The sequence below is a fragment of the Candidatus Omnitrophota bacterium genome (assembly GCA_028717245.1).
GTDB lineage: Bacteria > Omnitrophota > Gorgyraeia > Gygaellales > Profunditerraquicolaceae > JAGUYA01.
This window is the reverse complement of record JAQUOD010000001.1, coordinates 280676-300990: the sequence shown is the minus strand read 5'-3', so window position 1 is coordinate 300990 and position 20315 is coordinate 280676. Positions and strand designations below refer to the sequence as shown.

Genomic DNA, 20315 nt, shown 5'->3' with positions numbered 1-20315 from the left:
GAGTTCGGTATTTAAAATATTAAAGGTGGGCCATGGATCTAAAACAGTTTAATCCGCTTAAAGTCCTTAATCATTGGCAGACATTAAACGATATTATCTCCGGGGAAAACCCGTATCCCATATCTTGCGAAATCGACCCAAGCAATCTCTGCAATCATAATTGCGTTTGGTGCATAAACGACAAGTTCAGAAAATTCAATAGAGTTTTTATTCCTCCGGCTTTAATGTTCAGGATTATCAGGGAGATGGCCAGGTGCAAGGTAAAGTCCGTTGCCTTTACCGGAGGCGGAGAGCCATTTATGAATCCCGCTACCCTAGGCGCTATTCAATTAACCCATAAGCATAAGATGGACGCAGGTTTAGTCACTAACGGCGAGTTGCTTGATCCGGAGAAATGCCAAATTATTATAAATAATTGTAGTTATGTACGTATCAGTCTGGATGCGGCGACGACTCCAACGCACCGCGTTATTCACGCCCCATCTAACCAGAGAGAGGATGTATTTAGAAGGATAGTGAGGAATATTGAGGCATTGGTTAAGATACGCGATAGGATGAAGAAGGATGTGACTATCGGTATAGGGTATCTGGTGAGTTTATATAATTACAAGGAGATAGCCAAAGCAGCGCGTTTGGTAAACAACCTGGGGGTTGATTATATCCAGATCCGCCCGGCCTTTATGCCGGGAAAACAACTGCCTAAGGAAGTACGCGCTGAAACTGAGAAGTTGATTCAGGAAGCAATTAAATTATCTAACCATAGTTTTCATGTTTTTCCCATCCTGCACCGTTTTGACGAGGTTATCAATCTGGACCGTGCGTATGACCGTTGCCTTGGGCATGCCTTAGTCGGAGTTGTAGCTGCCAACGCTAAAATGTATATCTGTTGCCAGCTGCGCGGTATAGATGGATTCTGTATCGGAGATTTACGTAAACAATCATTTTCACAGATTTGGAAAGGCAAGAAGCGCAAGGCAGTTATCAGAAAAATCAATTTAAATTATTGCCCGCCTTGCCGTTATAATAAATATAATGAACTCCTTGATTATCTAGCCAATAAAGAGAGGCCGCATAAAAATTTCTTATAAGAATGAAACTTAAAGGTTCAAAGATATTAGTTACGGGCGGTACGGGATTTTTAGGCAGCCATATAGTCCAGCGGTGCCTGGAGGAGGATGCCAGGGTAATAGTTTTCTCTACCGGTAAGGCATTAAGGAACGTCGAGCACTTACAGGCAAACCCGCGTTTGGATTTGATCGCAGGCGATATGACTGACGCCGCTTCTTTGAAAAAAGCAGCAAAAGGCGCGGATTTAGTTATGCACTTTGCTTCTTTTACCAAAACAGGAGAGACTTTTTCTGACCCCTTAAAAGACTTCCAGGTTAATGTCAGGGGCACACTTTTACTATTAGATGCGATGAGAGAAAATAACGTAAATAAGATTGTTTTTGCTTCTACGGGCAAGGTCTACGGAACCCCGCAGTATTCTCCTGTTGATGAAAAACACCCCATTGACCCGCCGGACCCATATAGCCTGGGTAAATATGTTTGCGAGAAATACATCGCGCTTTATCACAAAATTTTCCGTTTCGATTATCTTATCTTGCGTTTATTTGGTATTTATGGGCCGCGCCAAATTCCCAAGCCGGGTTCGCTGGTAGGGGTAATCAGTATCTTTGTAAAAAATATATGTAACGGCGAAGACGTGGTTATCTATGGGGATGGAAAGTTAAAAAGGGATTTTCTCTATGTCGATGATTTTGTGCGTACCTGCCTGAATCTGCTGGATAAAGACCTCTGGCAGAATACCTTTAATATCGCCTCCGGAAGGGTAGTAAACTTAAATGAGTTGATAAAAATATTAGCTAAAAAATTAGAATCCCATAAATTTAAGGTTAGTTTTAAAGGGCCCTTAAAAAGCGACGTGGATTTGTGTCCCGACGTATCATCTTTAAAGGCGAAGATTCATTATGAGCCACGGATCAGCTTAGAAGAGGGGATAGGAAGATATATCCAATGGTATAAACAAAAAACAAACTATGGACCTAAGGCAGTTTAATACCTATAAGATCCTGAATCATTCTAAAATAATCAGGGCGTTGCTAGAGAATAAGAATCCTTTTCCCGTTTCCTGTGAAATTGATCCCAGTAATCTATGCAATCATGCTTGCCATTGGTGCTATTTTGGCGATAGCCGTAAGGTTAAGAAGGCCAATTTAGATAAAGGCGTGCTTTTTAAGCTAATCGATGAGCTTGCGGCGGGTAAGACAAGATCTATTACCTTTACCGGAGGCGGAGAACCGCTAGTTAATCCCGCTACAATAGAGGCAATCGTGCGCGCCCGTAAAAAGGGTATTCGCGTAGGCCTGGTCACTAACGGCGGCCTTTTGGATAGAAAGAAGAATGAGGTTATCGTTTCCTGCTGCGATTTTGTGCGTATCAGCCTGGATGCGCCGGACGCATACTCACACGCCCGCTTACACCGTCCCGCTAATCCCAAAATAGATAACTTTGAAGATATATTGCTGAATTTACACAGATTGGTAATTTTACGCCGGAAGTCGAAAAAAGATATCACCATAGGGGTGGGGTTCCTGATAAATAAAGGAAATTATAAAAAACTTCCCATTCTTGCCGAGAGGCTGAAAAAGATCGGCGTAGATTATCTACAGATAAGGCCGATAGTTATGCCGCAGGATAATTCCCTGACACAGATTTGGACGAGGGCATTTAAATATATTCAGAAAGCCTTAAGTTCAAGCGATAAGAAATTCCATGTTTTTCCTATAGACTACCGTTACCATGAAATGATTAATAAAGGAAGAAACTATCAGAGTTGCAATACGCATAAGCTGCTTGCAGTTGTGGGGGCAGACGGCAATGTCTATATGTGCAGCCTGTTCAGGGGGGATAACAAATTCAGTTTCGGCAATCTATACAGGCAGTCGTTTGCGCAGATCTGGAGGGGAAAAAGAAGGAGAGCGGTTATGCAGTCTCTAAATATTAGAAGATGCCCGCCCTGCCGTTATAACCGCTATAATGAAATCCTTGAATATATGTTAAGCCGGAATAAACCGCATGCGGATTTTCTATGAGTAACCTTTCAGAAGTAAAAGCCATTGTGGTTACCCATGCCACTATATCTATGCCGTCTGGCTCCGAAGTCTATGGTCAGTGCCATGCCATAGCGGATTTTTTAAAAGAAAACGCCCGTGAACTTATCTTTATCAGGCACCCCTTAGAGGGTAGGAATTATTCCCGCGCTGAACTTTTTACGCATGCCGGGACCCGTAAGCTAAAAATCATCGCAACCAGAACGCAAGGCGCCTTACGTTACGCAATAGATATTCTTTCTACGGTTGCGGTTGTTTTTACACAAAGAGGTAAATGGGACATATTTATCGGCGTAAACAGCCTTAATGCTTTTAGCGGTTTATTACTTAAACGATTAGGTAAAGTTAAGCGGGTGATCTTTTATACGGCGGATTATGTCCCACAGCGCTTTGCGGATAAGCGCATGAATAGCATCTATCATTGGTTCGATAGATTTTGCATAAAACAAGCGGATTTTGTCTGGAATATATCTCAGGCGCAAATGGAGATACGTAAGAATCAGGGTTTGCCCGGCAATAAGAATATCTATGTCCCCCACGGAATAGATAAAAGACATATAACCCATCAGCCCCTGGAGAAAGTAGATAGGTATAGTTTTGTGGTTGCGGCTAACTTATCCCGGGCCTTTAACTACAGGCTTATCATCGATGCATTCAAAGACGTGGCCGTAAAGGTGCCGCAGGCAAAGCTGATAATTATAGGCACCGGAGAATTAGAGAAAGAAATATCCGATTATATAAGGCTTAATCGCATAGACGGCCACGTGTTGATGTTGGGGTGGATGCCGCACGATAAGCTGATACCCTTTATTTCCCGTTGCGGCATAGGATTAGCTATATACACCTCTTTGTGTAGTTGGACCAATTTTTCGGATTCTTTTAAGACTAAAGAGTATTTGGGTTGCGGCTGTCCGGTAATAATCTCTGGCGCCTTAGGCGCGATAAGAGAGGCCCAGACGAGTAACGCCATAATTGCCGTAGGCGATGATAAAAATTCTCTTTATGAAGCAATGTTAAAATTATTGGAAGAAGAGGATGTTTATTTACAATATCGAAATAACGCCATTAATTTTATGCAGGATTTAGATTGGCAGAAGATTTATTCGCGTAGCTTAAGCCCGATTTTCAACCAATAAACAGTATGAATATAAAATTTAGCTGTAGATATTTTAAAGGCGATAAACCGTGCCGCTTCCACAGGCTGTGTATTGCTTGCCCCGACTATAAAAGACAGGGGAAGAAAATCCTGATTATTAAGTTAGCCGCTATGGGGGATGTATTACGCACCACCTCGATTTTAGCCGGCTTGGAAAGAAAATACCCGCAGAATCATATTACCTGGCTGGTGAATAAAGAGTCCCATGTTCTCTTAGAGGATAATCCTAAGATTGACCGCCTGTTAACTTATGGATTAGATTCAATATTATGCCTATGCGCTGAACATTTTGACTTAGTCTTAAGCCTTGATAAGGCATTCGGCGGCGCGAGCCTTGCGATGTTAGTAAAGGCAGAAGAAAAAAAAGGTTTTGGAACCCATAAGGACGGCTACCTTTATCCATTGAATCCGGGATCAGAATATGCCTTTCGCCTGGGGATAGACGATAAACTTAAATTCAAACAAAACAAAAAAACTTACCAGGAGCTGATTTATGAAATGTCCGGCCTCGATTATAAAAACGATGAGTATATTTTAACCCTTTCTTCAGAGAGCCGTAAATACGGCGAAGGCTTCGCTAAAAAAAATAAATTAAATAAAGGAGACTTGGTTATTGGGTTAAATACGGGTAGCGGAGAAGTCTTTGCTACTAAGAAATGGACGATGCAAGGTTTTATTAAACTGGCCGGGATATTGAAGAGTAAATTAAAAGCTAGGGTTTTATTGCTGGGAGGGCCCAGCGAAATCCAGCGTAATCAGGAAATAAAATCTAGGTTAAAAAACGTTGTTATTGATACCGGTTGCCGTAATCCCTTAAAAGATTTTATAGGTATCATAAACTGTTGTTCTCTGGTTGTTTCTGCGGATACGTTGGCTATGCAGATTGCCATTGCCTTAAAGAAGAGGGTGGTGGCTTTATTCGGCCCTACCTGTCATCAGGAGATAGACCTATATGGACGCGGAGAGAAAATCGTAAGCAAAGTAAATTGCGCGCCTTGCTATAGGCAGGATTGCGATAATATCAAGTGTATGCCATCGATTGAGCCTGAAGAGGTATTTGCGGCAATCAAACGCTCGTTAAAGAAATAAAAACATGAGGAAGAAAGTCCTCTTATTAAATCCTCCCGGGGAAAAAAGATACATCCGGGACTACTATTGCAGTAAAGTTTCCAAGGCATGGTATATCTATCCTCCGGTAGATTTATTGATACTCAGCGGTATTTTATACGAACAATTTGATGTCCGGGTTATCGACGCAATAGTCCGGAAGACGCCGGTTAAAAAATGCCTAGAGGAAATTAAAGATTTTTCTCCGGATGCAATTATCTTTCTGACCGGGGCGGTATCAAAAGGAGAGGACCTGGAGTTTATAAAGAAGATAAAGCAACATAGTAGTGTTTTAGCGGTTGCTAGCGGCGATTACCTGCTTGAAAAGGGGAGTGTTCTTTTAAGAAAAGAAAAAGCCTTAGATGCCATCCTTCTTGATTTTACCAGTAGCGATATCGTAAGCTACCTTAATAATCCGTTGCAGCAATTATCTACTATAATCCAGAGAGCTGACGGGAATATTATGGATTCGGACAGAGTCAGGCAGAATGGCGAATTCTCTATCCCTATCCCGCGCCACGAGCTGTTTCTCAATAAGAGATATACCTATCCTTTTATCCGTAAATACCCCTTCGCTACGGTTCTTACCGACTACGGTTGCCCTTTTAAGTGCCCTTTTTGCGTTATGGCAAGCATCGGGTATAAATATAGGCCAGTAGATAATGTCTTAAGCGAGATTTCTTATTTGGACCGTTTAGGCGTAAAAGAAATATACTTCGCGGATCAGACCTTCGGGGCGAATAGAATACGTACCCTGGGTTTATTAAACGCGATGGCCAGGCAATACCCTAAATTAGGCTGGGTGTGTTTCTCGCGCGTGGACATAACCGATGAAGAAATGCTTAAGGCAATGAAAGAGGCCGGCTGTCACACCATTATTTACGGCATTGAAAGCGGAAACAAAGATATATTGAAGCGATTTAAGGGTATCGGAAAAGAACGGATGAGGCAGGCTATTCGTCTATGCAAAAAATATAAGATAAGGGTAGTGGGGACTTTTATTATCGGTTTACCGGGAGAAACAGAAGAGAGCATTAGGGATACGATTACTTTTTTTAAGGAGTGTGATTTTGACTACATCTCTTTCAATATTGCCATACCCCGGGCAAATACAGAATTGCGGCGGGAAGCGATAAGAGATAATCTATGGCTTTCTGAGCATGACGATATGGATCAATCCGGAACTTATGCCGTAATGGGGACCGGCCATATGTCTAAGGAAGAAGTTTTCTTCTGGCGCAGGCAGGCAGTGAAGGAATTTTATCTAAGGCCCGTATATCTATTCAAGCGTCTGTTCTCGGTTAAATCCTGGCAAGAATTTAAAATAAATATTTTAGAAGGACTTTCTTTAATAAAAGGTACTTTAAAATCTTAGGATGCCGCAGATGAAGATAATGGTCGTGATTCCTACCTATAACGAGAAAGAAAATATCGCAGAGTTGTTAAAGTCCATACTCGCGCTGGAAATAAAAGATATGGATATCCTGGTAGTAGACGATGATTCTCCGGATAGAACGGCAAAGATCGTTGAAGATATTAATAAAATAAACCCCGGCGTGCATCTTTTATTAAGAAAGAAACTTAAGGGGCGCGGAGCGGCGGGTAAGGATGGTTTTAGGTATGCCTTGGATTGGGGGGCAGATTACATTATTGAAATGGATGCTGATTTTTCGCATGACCCTAAATATATCCCTGATTTTTTGGAGGCAATTAAAGATAACGATGTGGTGCTGGGTTCCCGTTTTATCAGGGGAGGCAGGGACATGGGTAGGACTTTTATTAGACGGATAATTTCTTGGCTAGGCAATGTTTATGTACGTAGAATCCTGGGTATAAAAATACACGATTGCAGCTCTGGCTACCGTTGTTTTCGCCGTAAGGTCTTAGAGACCATCAATTTAGATAATACTATTTCTTTAGGGCCTGCGGTAGTACATGAGTTTTTATATAAAAGCATACTTTACGGTTTCAGGATAAAAGAAATACCGATTATTTTCGTGGAGAGAAAATATGAACACTCTAAGCTTAATTTCCGGATTATCTTAGAGGGGTTTTTAATGGTTCTTGTCTTAAAATTCTTATTTTCGAGGATCAGGCACGAGTAGGTTTTTTGATGCAAGTAAGATGAGCAGAATCTTTTTTATCCAGCCAGATAGCAGCGAATACGCGGGGATTATGTCTATGTCATCTTTAATCAAGAGGCATGGGCATGATGCTAGAGTATCCATTGCCCTTGAGAGCAGGATAATTTTAGGAGAATTACGCCAGTCTTGTGCGGATATAGTCGCTTTTTCCTGTATGACCCCTTCTTATCCCTGGGCTTTAGAGCAGGCAAAAATTATTAAAAAAAATTATTCCTTACCAATTATCTTCGGGGGTTGCCATTCTACTTTTAACCCCGAGATCATCTCTGAGCCAACGATAGATATGATTTGCTGCGGGGAGGGCGAGTATCCGTTGTTAGAATTAATGGATACATTAGCTCGGCAAGGCGATATCACCCGGATTAATAATCTAACCCTTAAATATAACGGTGTGTTATATAGAAACGAAGTCCGCCCGCTGATGGAAGATTTAGACAACCTGCCCTTCCCGGACCGCTCTATTTATTATGAGCGATATAAGTTTTTAAAAAGCTATCCGGCTAAACATTTTATGAGCGCGCGGGGCTGTCCTTTTGACTGCAGCTATTGTTATAATCACCAGTTATCAAAGATCTATCGGGGTAAGGGTAAATATGTCAGGCGTAAGAGCCCCGGATATTTTGTTTCTGAGATTGAAGAGATAAAGATGAAATACGGCCTTAAGGTGGCCATATTTGACGATGATATATTTGCGATAAACCCGCAATGGCTATCAGAGTTTATCCCTGCTTATCTTAAACGGGTAGGAGTCCCCTTTGCCTGTTCCATACGCGTGGACGTGGTTACGGAAGAAATTGTTAAACTATTGAAAGAAGGCGGATGTTTTCAGGTATCTTTTGGATTGGAGACAGGTAACGAAGAACTCAGGCAATTAGTGCTTAAGAAGAGGGTTACCGATAAACAGATTACTGAAGCCGCAAGGCTGTTAAAACGCTATAAGATACCTTTTCTTACGAACAATATGATGGGGATACCCACTGAAACTATCGAACAGGCATGTGAAACCATAAGATTAAACAGCCGTATAGGCACAGATGTTCCCTGGTGCTCAATTTTACAGCCATTCCCCAAGACTGAGATAGCTGATTTCGCTATCGCCAAAGGCCTATTAAACAGCGATTATGATAAAAGCTTCTATCCGTCGTTCTTTATAAAAAATCCGATTAAACAGGAGAATATCCGCCAGCTCTGGAACCTGCAGAAGTTCTTTATTGTGGCAGTAAAATTCCCTTTTTTTCTGCCGTTGATAAAGTATTTGATTAAGTTTACTCCTAACAGGTTCTTTGATTTTATTTTTACAGTTAGTTATTTCACTACTTATAAACGCCGGCATAATGTTAGCTGGCTGACGGCATTTTTATTTGGCTTAAAGACAAAACGCCAGATTAACGCCACCAGGAAAACGACTTCTTAAATATGACAGATATTGTTTTCATTAATCCGCCCTTAACCTTAGAAGAGCGTTATGGCAAGCTCTCTAGCGGGGGGAGCCTTTTGGCGCCGTTGGGACTGGCAACCTTAGCCGCTATTACCCGGGATAAAGGGTTTAAGGCTGAAATAATCGATTCAGCAGCACTTGGGTTATCGTATGAGGATACGGTAGATCAGATTATACAACGCGCGCCTAAATATGTGGGTATAACTGCCACTACCATTGCCATATATAATGCCGCAAAGTTAGCCCGGGAGTTAAAGAAAAAACGCCAAGATATCTTTATCATTATCGGCGGGCCCCACGTTTCCAGCATTCCTGAGGATACCATGAGTAGATTCCCGCAATTTGATGCCGGGGTCATCGGAGAAGGTGATGTCACAGTTATAGAGATGTTGAATGCCCTGCAAGAAAATAAAGATTTAAAACGGGTGCAGGGGTTAATTATAAGGGCTAACGGCAGCATAGAGCGGACCCCAGGGCGCGAGTTAATTGTCGATCTTGATAAACTACCCTTACCGGCGTGGGATTTATTACCCGATTTAACGCGATACTATCGGCCTGCGGCTAACTCTTTCTACCAGCTTCCTTCAACTGGTGTGGTTACTTCGCGAGGCTGTCCCGGTAAGTGTATCTTTTGTGACCGCACTGTCTCCGGAGACAGGTTGAGAATGTACAGCGCATTGTATCTTCTAAAGACGGTAAAACACCTTTATTCTAACTATGGAGTCAGGGATATCATTTTCCACGACGATAATTTTATCGCCTTTAGAAAAAGATTATACGAATTATGTGAAATGTTAATAAAAGAAAATCTTAAGTTGACCTGGTCTTGTACCGCGCGCGTAGATATGGTTACCCCGGAACTTTTAAAGATGATGAAACGCTCCGGCTGTTGGCAGATTGCCTATGGTATTGAGAGCGGGGATCAGGAGATATTGGATTTTTTAAAGAAAGGGATTACGCTTAAGCAGATAAAAGATGCCTTGCGTTGGACTAAAGAAGCCGGCATTATGAACCGCGGTTATTTTATGATCGGAGTCCCTACGGAAACCGTCCGGACTATCCGTAAGACTATAGATTTTTTGCTGGAACTAAAGCTGGATGATTTCCATATGAGTATGTTCACGCCGCACCCGGGGACAGAGATATCCCGGTCTATCAGCGAATATGGCACCGTGGATAATGACTGGAGGCGTTTCGGGGGTTGGCATCCCGTTTTTATTCCCAGGGATTTGACTAAAGAACAATTAATATACTTTCATAAATTAGCATTCAGGAAATTTTATTTCCGGCCTCGGATAATTTTCCAGTATCTTTTATATATTTCGCGTGATTTTAGGAATATTTCAAAGTTATTTCTGGGGGGCAAAGGCTTATTGAGGTATGCTTATGGCAAATAGCCAAGCGCGAAGCAAAGATATAAAAACAACTGGCCTGGTACAAAAGACAGAATCCCTTGCCTTACTATCAGTCCTGCTATTAGCTGTTTTTTTGCGCCTGTTTAGGTTAGGATACCAGAGCCTCTGGATTGATGAGATAAACGCCGTTCTTATGGCTGGTAAAAGTATATTTAAAATTATTTTTGCCGGTGATACTACCCCGCCATTTATTTATTTAGTTAATCACCTCTGGCAGAAATTAGGCACAAGTGACTCTATGGTGCGATTTCCTGCCGCAATCTTTGGTGTACTATCCGTATATGCCGCATATAAGTTGGCCAAAGCCTTATTAGGAAAAAAAGAGGCGTTCCTTACCGCCTTTATCATCTCAATTTCCCTTTACCATATCATATATTCCCAGGAAGCGGCCAGGCCTTATACGGCATTTATTTTTTTCTCTTTAATTTCTTTATACTGTCTATGCCAGATACTCAATACCAACCGAAATAAATATTGGGCAGGTTTTATCATTTTCAATGTTTTTAATTTATACACGCAACTTTTTGCTATTTTTGTTTTAACGAGTGAAATAATTATTTGGTTAGTGTTTATTTTTCAAAGGGCCATTAGAAAGAAAGGAAATTATAAGTCGGTTATTAATAGCATGCTTAAATTCGGCCTTGGCATAATAGGGATTATTGTTTTAAGCCTGCCTGTTTCAATACAATTTATTTCTGCCGCAGAATCCGAGCTTACCCCAGGCAGGGTGGTCCTAAACCCGATTTATTATAAGAATTTACTCTGCCGATATGGGGCGGGAAACGGTCTGCAGCTATTTATTTATAATTTTTTCTTTATCAGCGGACTTATTTCTTTATTTAGAGGGGATAAACGAAAAGAAACAGGCCTGTTAATCTTTTGGCTGGTTTTTCCCTTTTTTCTCCTTTCCTTTATGGAACTCAAACATTTCTTCCATATCCGTTATGTAATTTTTACCTATCCGGCATATATAATCATTGTTTCTAAAGGCATCACTAATTTCCTGAACTCTAAGTATATCCTTCCTCGCAAGAACGCCTTAACCGCGGTAATCCTCATTATTTTTGCCAGCCTGTCTTATCTACCCTTAAAACTATACTATCAGATGCCGGCACGGTTGACGGATTGGAGGGGGGCGGCAAGGTATATTTACGATAACGCGAAAGATGGTGCAATGGTTATTACAAATGGAGTGCACGATACTTTAATAAAATATTACCTGGAAAAAGAAACCATGCAAAAGAAAATGCAGGTTATCTCGCATGATAATATATTACAGAATTTTAGAAATTTATTATTATATAATAATGACGAGGTTTACTATGTCGGTTATGGAGAGGATGTCGGTTACGGAACAGATATATTTAGCCTATTGGCAGAGGAGCACTTTAAGAATAAGGAAGTTTTTTTCTCGCCTGTGTATGCAGAATTAGGGAAAAGGGAGCTGATTGATTGGGACGGGAATTCCTGGGTTGACGTAGGCGTGCGCGGTTATAGGTTAGTAGTCTACTTTAATAAAAATTAGATGAGACTTACAAGCATAATCTTACTATTGTTTATTTTTTTGACCGCTATTTTTACCTTTCCGCTTATTCTTAATTTTAATACAGCTATACCCGGCTTTCATAGCACCGATGAGCCTTACGGAGTGCTATGGAATTTTTGGTGGCTTAAATACAGCCATCTACAACATCTTAAGGATAATTTTTCTCCTTTTATTGCCAGCCCCTTTGGCTTAAATCTGGCTCAATCTCCGGCATACCCCATAGGAGATTTTATTAATAAATTTTTAACCTTAATTTTTGGAGAGATAATCGCTTATAATCTCCAGGTAGTAATCAGTTTTATTTTGTCTGCTATTTTTATGTATTATTTAGTTTATGGTATTACCCATGATAGGTTAACATCCATATTTTCCGGAATTATTTACAGTTTTTCTTCTTATCATACCGTAAGGTCATGGCAGCATCCCAGCTTAGCTCAAATTCAATGGTTGCCCTTGTATCTATGGGCGCTCTTTAATTTAAGGGAGAAAAGCACACTGAAAAATATGATTTTTACTGCTATAAGTTTTTGCTTCATAGCTTTCTTTAATTATTATTATGCCTACTTCTCTTTAATAATTACGCTTGCATTTATTATATTTATTTTTGTATATGATAAAAAAGGCTATTTAAGAATAGCTAGAGATACCCTCATTAGCATGTCCCTGGCGTTTTTAATTCTTCTTCCGATAATCCTGCCTATCTTTAAAGCGGCATATTTTACGCAGAGAACGCAGGATTTAATAGCTGGAGGATATTTCCGGACATTTAATGATTTGTTTGAACAATCAGCAAGGCCCTTAAGTTACTTTTTGCCGGATGCGGTACACCCTATATTTGGTAAATTCAGCGAACAATTTATCGGTTTATCTATATATGGGATGAGTTTTACCGAACATGCCCTGTATTTGGGATGGACATCGCTTATCTTTGCATTTATCGCTTTTAGAAAATGGAGAAGAAATAAAAAATTACGAATTACGAGTCACGAATTACGAGTCACGAATAATGAAGATTTTTATATCGGGTTTTTTATATGGCTGGCAATTGTAGCCTGGTTTTTTTCTCAACCTCCGTGGTGGGAAATCGGGGCATTTAAAATTTACATGCCGTCATTTTTTATGTATAAGATTTTTCCCATGTTCCGCGCATATTGCCGGTTTGGCGTTGTAGTTATGTTGGCAGTAGCTGTCCTCGCAGGGGTGGGATTAAAATTTATTTTAGAGAAATTCAATTCACAAAAGACTAAGGTTGTTATAACTGCCTTATCCTGCGGTTTATTCTTATTTGAATCCTGGAATTGGCCGCCTTTTAAGGTTATCAATGTTTCCGGGATCCCTGCGGTTTACTATTGGCTTAAGGCCCAACCCGGAGATTTTATCATAGCGGAGTATCCTCTGGATGTAGAAGGGGCAAACGAGATATATAAATTTTACCAAACCAGGCATGAGAAGAAAATTATTAATGCCACTATCCCCGGAACTTATCCCAATAAGGTCGCCAAGAGTATAATTAAATTATCCGATCCGAATACGCCCGGAGCTTTAAGATGGATGAAGGTAAAATATGTTTTGGTGCACAGGGATGGTTATCAAAATACAGAATTAATCGAATGGACAGAAGAGCTAGATAAAGTTGCTAAAATTCCCGGGCTTAAATTCATTAAGAGTTTCACGGCAGAAGAGTGCCCTCAGAAGGGCATAAGATGCATTCAAGAAGCGGGCCCTATTGACGTATACGAAGTAATTGCTCAACCGATTAAGCCGGAAGTTGAGGAGTAAATTATGCATATCTTAGGCATATCCTGTTTTTATCATGATAGCGCTGCGTGTTTAGTGCGCGATGGAGAGATTGTCGTCGCGGTTCAAGAAGAACGCTTTACCCGTAAGAAGCACGATTCTGGTTTCCCCGTAAATTCTATAAACTGGTGCCTTAAGGAAGGTAATATTGTTGTAAAGGATTTGGATTATGTAGTATTTTATGACAAACCTTTTATTAAATTTGAAAGGATCTTGGAAACCGCGCTTACTTATGCTCCTTCGGGTGCGCGGCAATTTATTCAAGCTATGCCTTTATGGTTAAAGCAGAAACTATGGATTCCGGAGCTAATCAGGAAAGAATTAGGTTATAAGGGAAAGATTTTATTTACCGAGCATCACGAGTCTCATGCTGCCAGCGCCTTCTATCCTTCGCCGTTCGATAAAGCGGCATTTTTGACTATGGATGGCGTAGGGGAATGGGATACGGCCAGTTTTGGGGTAGGGCAAGGCAATGATATTGATATTTTATCTGCTTTAAAATTTCCGCATTCATTAGGTTTATTGTATTCGGCATTTACCTATTACGCCGGATTTAAGGTCAATTCCGGAGAGTATAAATTGATGGGCCTTGCCCCTTACGGAGAACCCAAGTACGCGGATTTAATTTTAGATAAGCTGATAGATTTAAAAGAAGACGGTTCCTTTAAGTTAAATATGCGTTATTTTGGATATTGTAATAGCCTGAAGATGGCTAACCGGCGTTTTGAAAAATTATTCGGTGGCCCTGCAAGAAAACCGGAGAGTAAGATAACTCAGAAGGATATGGATATCGCATCTTCCATCCAGCAGGTAACCGAGGAGATTATGTTGCGTATAGCCAGGCATGTGCATAAAGTTACGGGTGAAGATAAACTTTGCCTTGCCGGAGGGGTTGCCTTAAACTGCGTAGGTAATGGCCGTATCCTGCGTGAAGGGCCTTTTAAAGAGATATGGATTCAGCCGGCCAGCGGAGATGCGGGCGGAGCATTAGGAGCCGCTTTATTAATCTGGCATAAATATTTAGGCAATAAGCGGCAAGTTGACGGCCGTAATGACAGGCAAAAGGCCTCGCTATTAGGCCCTTATTATAGCGATGGGCATATTGAGGATTTTCTTATAAAAGAAGGCATCCCTTATAAAAAATTGTCTTATTTGGAAGTGCCGCAGGTAGTTTCGGATTTAATTATTCAGGGCAAAGTCATCGGTTGGTTTCAAGGAAGGCTAGAGTTTGGGCCAAGGGCATTGGGTGCCAGAAGCATAATCGGCGATGCCAGGAATCCTCAAATGCAGTCAAAGATGAACTTAAAAATCAAATACCGGGAGTCCTTCCGGCCTTTTGCCCCAACGGTTTTAAAAGAAAAAGTTTCGGAATGGTTTGATTTGAATAAAGAAAGCCCCTATATGCTTTTAGTGGCCCCTTTAAAAGAAAGCAAAAGAATAAAATCAGAGGATACGTCAAGGGGCTTTGATAAGTTGAAATTCAGGCGTTCAGAGATCCCCGCGGTTACGCATGTTGACTATTCAGCCCGGGTTCAGACTATAAAAAGAGAAGATAACCCTTTATATTATGATACAATAAACGAATTCTATAAGAAAACAGGTTGCCCGGCAATCATAAATACCTCTTTTAACGTCAGGGGAGAGCCGCTGGTATGCAGCCCCGAAGATGCGTTCAGGTGTTTTATGCGGACAGAGATGGACTATTTAATTATGGGTTATTTCTTATTAGATAAAAGCCAACAAAAGCCGTTTACGCAAGATATAAAGTGGCAGGGAGTTTTTGAGCTGGATTAAAATGGAAAAACTCAAGTTAGACAAAAATAATCTTAAGAAATTCGGTATTACGATGGGCATAGCCTTTTTTATCATAGCTTTGCTTTTAGTTATCCGGCATAAACATAATTCATTGCCTGTATTCTTAATATCCGCTATATTTTTTATCTTTGCTTTTACATTGCAGGTTCTGTTAAAATCCGTATATATTTTCTGGATGAAGTTAGCTTATGTTTTAAGCTGGATAAACACTCGCTTGATCCTATTGATTATGTTTTATTTAATTCTTACGCCTATCGGTTTGATTATGAAATTATTCAAGGTCGATTTACTGTATCTAAAAACCGATAAAAAGAGGCAATCTTACTGGAGAGAAAGAGAAAAAAAATTATTTAGCCCGTTAAATTACGAAAGGCAATTTTAGGCAGGAGGGAATATGGGTAAGTTTTCTATAATCAGGGAATTTTGGGATTTTTTACGGATGCGTAAGAAATGGTGGCTGGCGCCGATTATTATCGTGCTTCTGGTGCTTGGGCTTTTGATCTTTTTTACCCAGTCTTCGGCAGTCGCGCCTTTTATCTACACTTTATTTTAAAAAAAGGAGAAGCGAAATGAAGAAAGTATTGTCTATATTTTTTATTTTTATTTTATTTTTAATATTTATCAACTGGTATAACTCCAGGCCCGAAGTAATTATTTCCCGTGTCGTAAAAAATAAAGATATCCGGGCAGGCCAGTTGAGGTATAAAATTTATTTAATGAAGGTTATACCCGTAGGTGAAGCAAGCTTAGGCGTTGCCAAGGTAGAGGACTATAAGGGAGCGAAAGTTTATCATTTAACAGGGAGCGCCCACAGCTCCAGTTTGTTTACTAATTTTTTTCAGGCCCGGGCATACCTGGATTCTTACGTCGATATTCAGGAACTCAGCCCCATGCTATTCCGGCAGAAGTTGGTTATTAAAGGTAAGCGCCAATTCTACAGGGAAGTTTTTTATGACCAGGCAAATGGCACTATGTCTTTAGAGGGCGTAAGGCGCCAGATATACCCCAATACGCAGGACCCGCTTTCTGCGATGTTTAATGTCAGGCTTATAGATTTTAAAAAGACGGATAAAATAGAAATAGGCCTAAACACCAACCAGAAAAATTATATTTTAAAAGGTACGGTTAGAAACCAGAGCGTTACGGTCGGGAAGGATATCTATAAGACAGCGTTTTTGGATGCACATATCAGCAGGCGCGATAAAAACCCCTACCATAAGTCTAATATTTCCATGGTTTTATTGGAGGAGGTAGCTAACGTCCCTATCCTGATTAATGTTTTCGCCGGGGGCGTATTAATAAATGCCAGGCTCATAGATATAAATGACAGAAATAATTAATAGCGGCGAGAGGATCCTCCCGGAAAAAGAAAGCCCGTTGATGATTGCGCGCCATTTTTGCGCCTATAGATTCGCCAGGGATTACGCCACTAACAGGGATTTGTTAGATATCGGATGCGGCGAAGGCTATGGTATTTTTTTTCTCTCTGGCTTTGCCCTAAAGGCGGTAGGCATAGATTATGATAAGGCAATAATAGAATACGCAAAAAATAAATACCGCAGAGATAATTTAATATTTTATGCTATAGATGTAAAAGAATTGGCTAATTTCGGCCAGAAGTTTGACACGGTATGTACCTTTCAGGTCATTGAACATATCCAAAACCCAGGCCTGTTTTTAGAAAATATAAAGAATCTGTTAAAGGATAAAGCTGTATTTATATGTTCTACCCCGAACAGATTAGATGCCTCTCCGCATAGCGATGCCCCCTTGAACAGGTTCCACCTCAAAGAATATTTATATCCTGAGTTTAAGCAATTATTAGAAGCGCATTTTAGCAAGGTAACGGTGTTTGGCTTAAAGAGAGGCAGGAAACTTAATTTTTACCGTCGGCTCAAGAAGATAGGGCTATTCAATTTTCTCCCACCTTCAATAAATCCCATAAAAATATTTTATGATTCTATAGATTGTGATAATCTTATCATTACTAAAAATAAACCGGAGGAGGCATTAGATTTCATAGCAGTCTGCCATAAATAAATGATAATTATATTTTTAATGAATCTTCTTGTTGGCATATCGGCATTCCTGCTCAATTATAGAATTCTGAAATTCGTTAATTTCGTTGATTCACTTTTATCATTATTCATTCTTTATTTTACGCAGATTGTATTTACCGAGCTACTGCTAGGGATAACCGGCGCCCTTTCTATAGGTAACCTCATTTTGCTTAACCTGGCGATAGCCGCGGTTATCTGGCTGGCTACTATTAATAAAAAATCATTCTTTGGCCTGACGGATATAAAAACTGTTTTATGTGAACTTTTAAGCAATAAAATTATCTTATTTCTGGTTACTTTAATTTCGGTATTCGCTTGCGTCAAAATCTTTATTAACCTTGTAAACCCTCCCTTTGGCTGGGATTCCCTTAATTATCACTTTACCTTTCCCGTGGAGTGGCTAAAACACGCGAATCTGAAAAATCCCATTACTATCTTTGACGATCCGGCTCCCAGTTATTATCCTATAAACGGCAGTTTGTTCTACTTATGGCTAATCTTTCCGCTACGAAACGTATTTCTCGCGGATTTAGGGCAATTACCGTTTTTTGTTCTGGCATTTTTAGCTGCTTATAATATCTCGAGAAAATTAGGGGTAAGCAGGGAGTCTTCTTTTTATGCGGCAACGCTTTTTTTGCTCATCCCGAATTTTTTCAAACAGTTATCGCTTGCCTATGTGGATGTAATGGTGGCGGCATTATTCCTGGTTTCTCTAAATTACCTCTTTTTGCTGAATAAAGAATCCTGTTTTAAAAATATATTACTTTATGCTATGAGCATGGGTTTGCTTGTGGGCACAAAGACCATTGCCTTGCCGTACGCAGCGTTATTGTTCCTGCCCTTTATCTTTCTGTGCATAAAGAAGGCGCAGAAGAGCTATCTGTTTATAGCCTCTATATTAGTGATAATTACTTTAGGTGGATTTTCTTATATCAGGAATTTTATAGAGACAGGGAATCCTTTTTATCCTTTAGATGTCAAACTGCTTGGCCAGGCTATATTTAAAGGGGTTATTGATATTAGTAGTTACCGGGCGCATTTTAAAATTGAAGATTACCGTTTAACTAAACTATTATTCCATGAGGGGCTGGGGGCGCAATCCTTAATATTTATTTTGCCTTTTATATTTTTGGCGTTACCGCTTATCTGGATAAAAAAGAAAAAAGCCCCGGATTTATATCTGGCATATTTTTTAATCCTGCCTCTTTTGATTTATTCGGTGTATCGCTACATTATTCCTCTGGCAAATACCAGATATTTATACCCTCTCTTAGGCACAGGCATGATTATCGGTTTTTATACCCTAAAAGACTTAAATATTCCCCGGCGTATTGTAAATATTTTGGTAGTCATATGCGCCCTGGCTTCGATACCGGAACTGGCCAAACGGCAAGAACTGGTAGCCTCGATTTTACTGACATTCTTTTTGTTCGTGCTATCATTACTGTTAATAAGGAAACGGATAGTAATAAATCGTTTTGTTATATATTTATTTTTTATTTTTCTGATACTCCTTCTAATTTTTATACAGGGGTATTACCTAAAGAATGAGTATCCTGGCTATATAAAGATGGCCAAATATTCCGGTTTTTGGCCGCAGGCGACAGCTGCCTGGAATTGGCTCAATAGTAATACCGAAGGCAATAATATTGCCTATGCCGGCAGGCCTGTGCCGTTTCCTTTATACGGGGCCAGTTTTAAAAACAATGTCTATTATGTTTCTGTGAATAAGGTAGAGCCGGCTAAATTGCATTATTTTTCCGGCAGTTATTATAAATGGGGAGATGATTTCTTAAGCCTGCATAAAAATCTGGAGGCAAAAGGTAATTATCGCGCGGATACTAATTATCCTGTCTGGTTGGATAACCTTAGAGAAAGGAATACCGATTACCTGTTTATTTATTCGCTTCACCAGACCAGGGATATCGCATTCCCGATAGAAGATAGCTGGGCAAAGGCTAACCCCGATAAGTTTGCTTTGGTTTTTGAGAATAATGCGATACACATCTATAAAATACTCAGATGAAACTATCAATTGTATTACCCGCGCATAACGAAGAAGAAAATATAACAGAGGTAGTCAGAAGAATAGAAAATTCCTCCCTGGATATACCTTATGAATTAGTGGTAGTTAACGACCATTCTACCGATAATACAATAGGGCTTCTTGGACAGCTCTGCCGGCAGTATAATAATATCAAGGTAGTGGACAATGCGCTGGCTAAGGGTTTCGCCAATGCCTTAAAGACAGGTTTTAAAAGCGCGGATACCGAGGTGGTCGTCCCGGTGATGGCAGACTTATGCGATGATTTAGATACGTTGAAGAAGATGTTTAAAAGGATAGATGAAGGGTATGATATCGTCTGCGGTTGCCGCTATATTAAAGGGGGCGCCCGGCAGGGAGGCTCAAAATTAAAAGGTTTCTTTTCTTGTTTTGCGGGTAGATCCCTTTCTTTCTTACTGGGCTTGCCTACGCATGATATCGCCAATGCCTTTAAGATGTATAAGAAAAAGGTCATAGATAGCATAGAAATCAAATCTCAGGGGTTTGAGATATCTATGGAAATACCGCTTAAGGCTTACTTTCTGGGTTTTAAGATAACCGAAGTGCCTACGGCTTGGAAGGAAAGGACCAGAGGAAAATCCAGTTTTAAGATGTTTAAGCTATTGCCGGCTTACCTCAGGTTATATATTTGGGCGGTTTTTAAGAAGATGATAGGGTAA

Annotated in this window: 18 protein-coding genes; all 18 read left to right on the top strand. The window is 40.2% G+C overall.

The annotated features are described in order from the left end of the window. The first annotated feature begins 32 nt into the window (after positions 1-32). From PHV44_01565 to PHV44_01480, 18 genes are read left to right on the top strand one after another with little or no spacing between them, the layout of a single operon-like run. Positions 33-1088, top strand: coding sequence for a radical SAM protein (locus tag PHV44_01565; protein ID MDD5591972.1), 1056 nt, complete (start codon positions 33-35; stop codon positions 1086-1088). A 2-nt stretch (positions 1089-1090) separates the two neighbouring features. Then, positions 1091-2059: an SDR family NAD(P)-dependent oxidoreductase gene (locus PHV44_01560; protein MDD5591971.1), complete on the top strand. Its 969-nt coding sequence runs from the start codon at positions 1091-1093 to the stop codon at positions 2057-2059. Next, a complete protein-coding gene (locus tag PHV44_01555) occupies positions 2040-3095 on the top strand; it encodes a radical SAM protein (protein MDD5591970.1) in 1056 nt (351 codons plus the stop codon). Before PHV44_01560 ends, PHV44_01555 begins: the two co-directional genes overlap by 20 nt. Further along, positions 3092-4249, top strand: a complete 1158-nt coding sequence (locus PHV44_01550; GenBank protein MDD5591969.1) for a glycosyltransferase family 4 protein — start codon at positions 3092-3094, stop codon at positions 4247-4249. Before PHV44_01555 ends, PHV44_01550 begins: the two co-directional genes overlap by 4 nt. 5 nt (positions 4250-4254) lie before the next feature. After that, positions 4255-5358: a glycosyltransferase family 9 protein gene (locus tag PHV44_01545; protein MDD5591968.1), complete on the top strand. Its 1104-nt coding sequence runs from the start codon at positions 4255-4257 to the stop codon at positions 5356-5358. 4 nt (positions 5359-5362) lie between these two features. Next, the gene (locus PHV44_01540) at positions 5363-6751 is read left to right on the top strand and encodes a radical SAM protein (protein ID MDD5591967.1); all 1389 of its coding nucleotides are present in this window, start codon (positions 5363-5365) and stop codon (positions 6749-6751) included. A 10-nt stretch (positions 6752-6761) separates the two neighbouring features. Continuing rightward, positions 6762-7481 (top strand): polyprenol monophosphomannose synthase, encoded by a 720-nt coding sequence (locus PHV44_01535; GenBank protein ID MDD5591966.1) that lies wholly within the window; start codon positions 6762-6764, stop codon positions 7479-7481. 19 nt (positions 7482-7500) lie between these two features. Beyond that, a complete protein-coding gene (locus PHV44_01530; GenBank protein MDD5591965.1) occupies positions 7501-8934 on the top strand; it encodes a radical SAM protein in 1434 nt (477 codons plus the stop codon). Positions 8935-8936: 2 nt separating this feature from the next. After that, positions 8937-10355, top strand: coding sequence for a radical SAM protein (locus tag PHV44_01525; protein MDD5591964.1), 1419 nt, complete (start codon positions 8937-8939; stop codon positions 10353-10355). Beyond that, the gene (locus PHV44_01520; GenBank protein ID MDD5591963.1) at positions 10345-11898 is read left to right on the top strand and encodes a glycosyltransferase family 39 protein; all 1554 of its coding nucleotides are present in this window, start codon (positions 10345-10347) and stop codon (positions 11896-11898) included. Before PHV44_01525 ends, PHV44_01520 begins: the two co-directional genes overlap by 11 nt. Further along, entirely contained in the window at positions 11899-13698 is a 1800-nt protein-coding gene (locus PHV44_01515; protein MDD5591962.1) for a hypothetical protein, read from the top strand. Between the two features lie 3 nt (positions 13699-13701). Then, positions 13702-15510 carry a carbamoyltransferase gene (locus tag PHV44_01510; GenBank protein ID MDD5591961.1) on the top strand — a complete coding sequence of 603 codons (1809 nt, stop codon included), beginning with the start codon at positions 13702-13704 and terminating at the stop codon, positions 15508-15510. Between the two features lies 1 nt (position 15511). After that, positions 15512-15913, top strand: a complete 402-nt coding sequence (locus tag PHV44_01505; GenBank protein ID MDD5591960.1) for an SxtJ family membrane protein — start codon at positions 15512-15514, stop codon at positions 15911-15913. 12 nt (positions 15914-15925) lie between these two features. Then, a complete protein-coding gene (locus tag PHV44_01500) occupies positions 15926-16084 on the top strand; it encodes a DUF5989 family protein (protein MDD5591959.1) in 159 nt (52 codons plus the stop codon). Positions 16085-16100: 16 nt separating this feature from the next. Further along, positions 16101-16871 carry a DUF3108 domain-containing protein gene (locus PHV44_01495; protein ID MDD5591958.1) on the top strand — a complete coding sequence of 257 codons (771 nt, stop codon included), beginning with the start codon at positions 16101-16103 and terminating at the stop codon, positions 16869-16871. Then, positions 16855-17571 (top strand): class I SAM-dependent methyltransferase, encoded by a 717-nt coding sequence (locus PHV44_01490; protein MDD5591957.1) that lies wholly within the window; start codon positions 16855-16857, stop codon positions 17569-17571. The genes PHV44_01495 and PHV44_01490 overlap by 17 nt, the downstream gene beginning before the upstream one ends. Beyond that, a complete protein-coding gene (locus tag PHV44_01485; GenBank protein ID MDD5591956.1) occupies positions 17572-19617 on the top strand; it encodes a hypothetical protein in 2046 nt (681 codons plus the stop codon). Next, complete coding sequence (locus tag PHV44_01480; GenBank protein MDD5591955.1) at positions 19614-20315, top strand: glycosyltransferase family 2 protein; 702 nt, start codon at positions 19614-19616, stop codon at positions 20313-20315. The genes PHV44_01485 and PHV44_01480 overlap by 4 nt, the downstream gene beginning before the upstream one ends.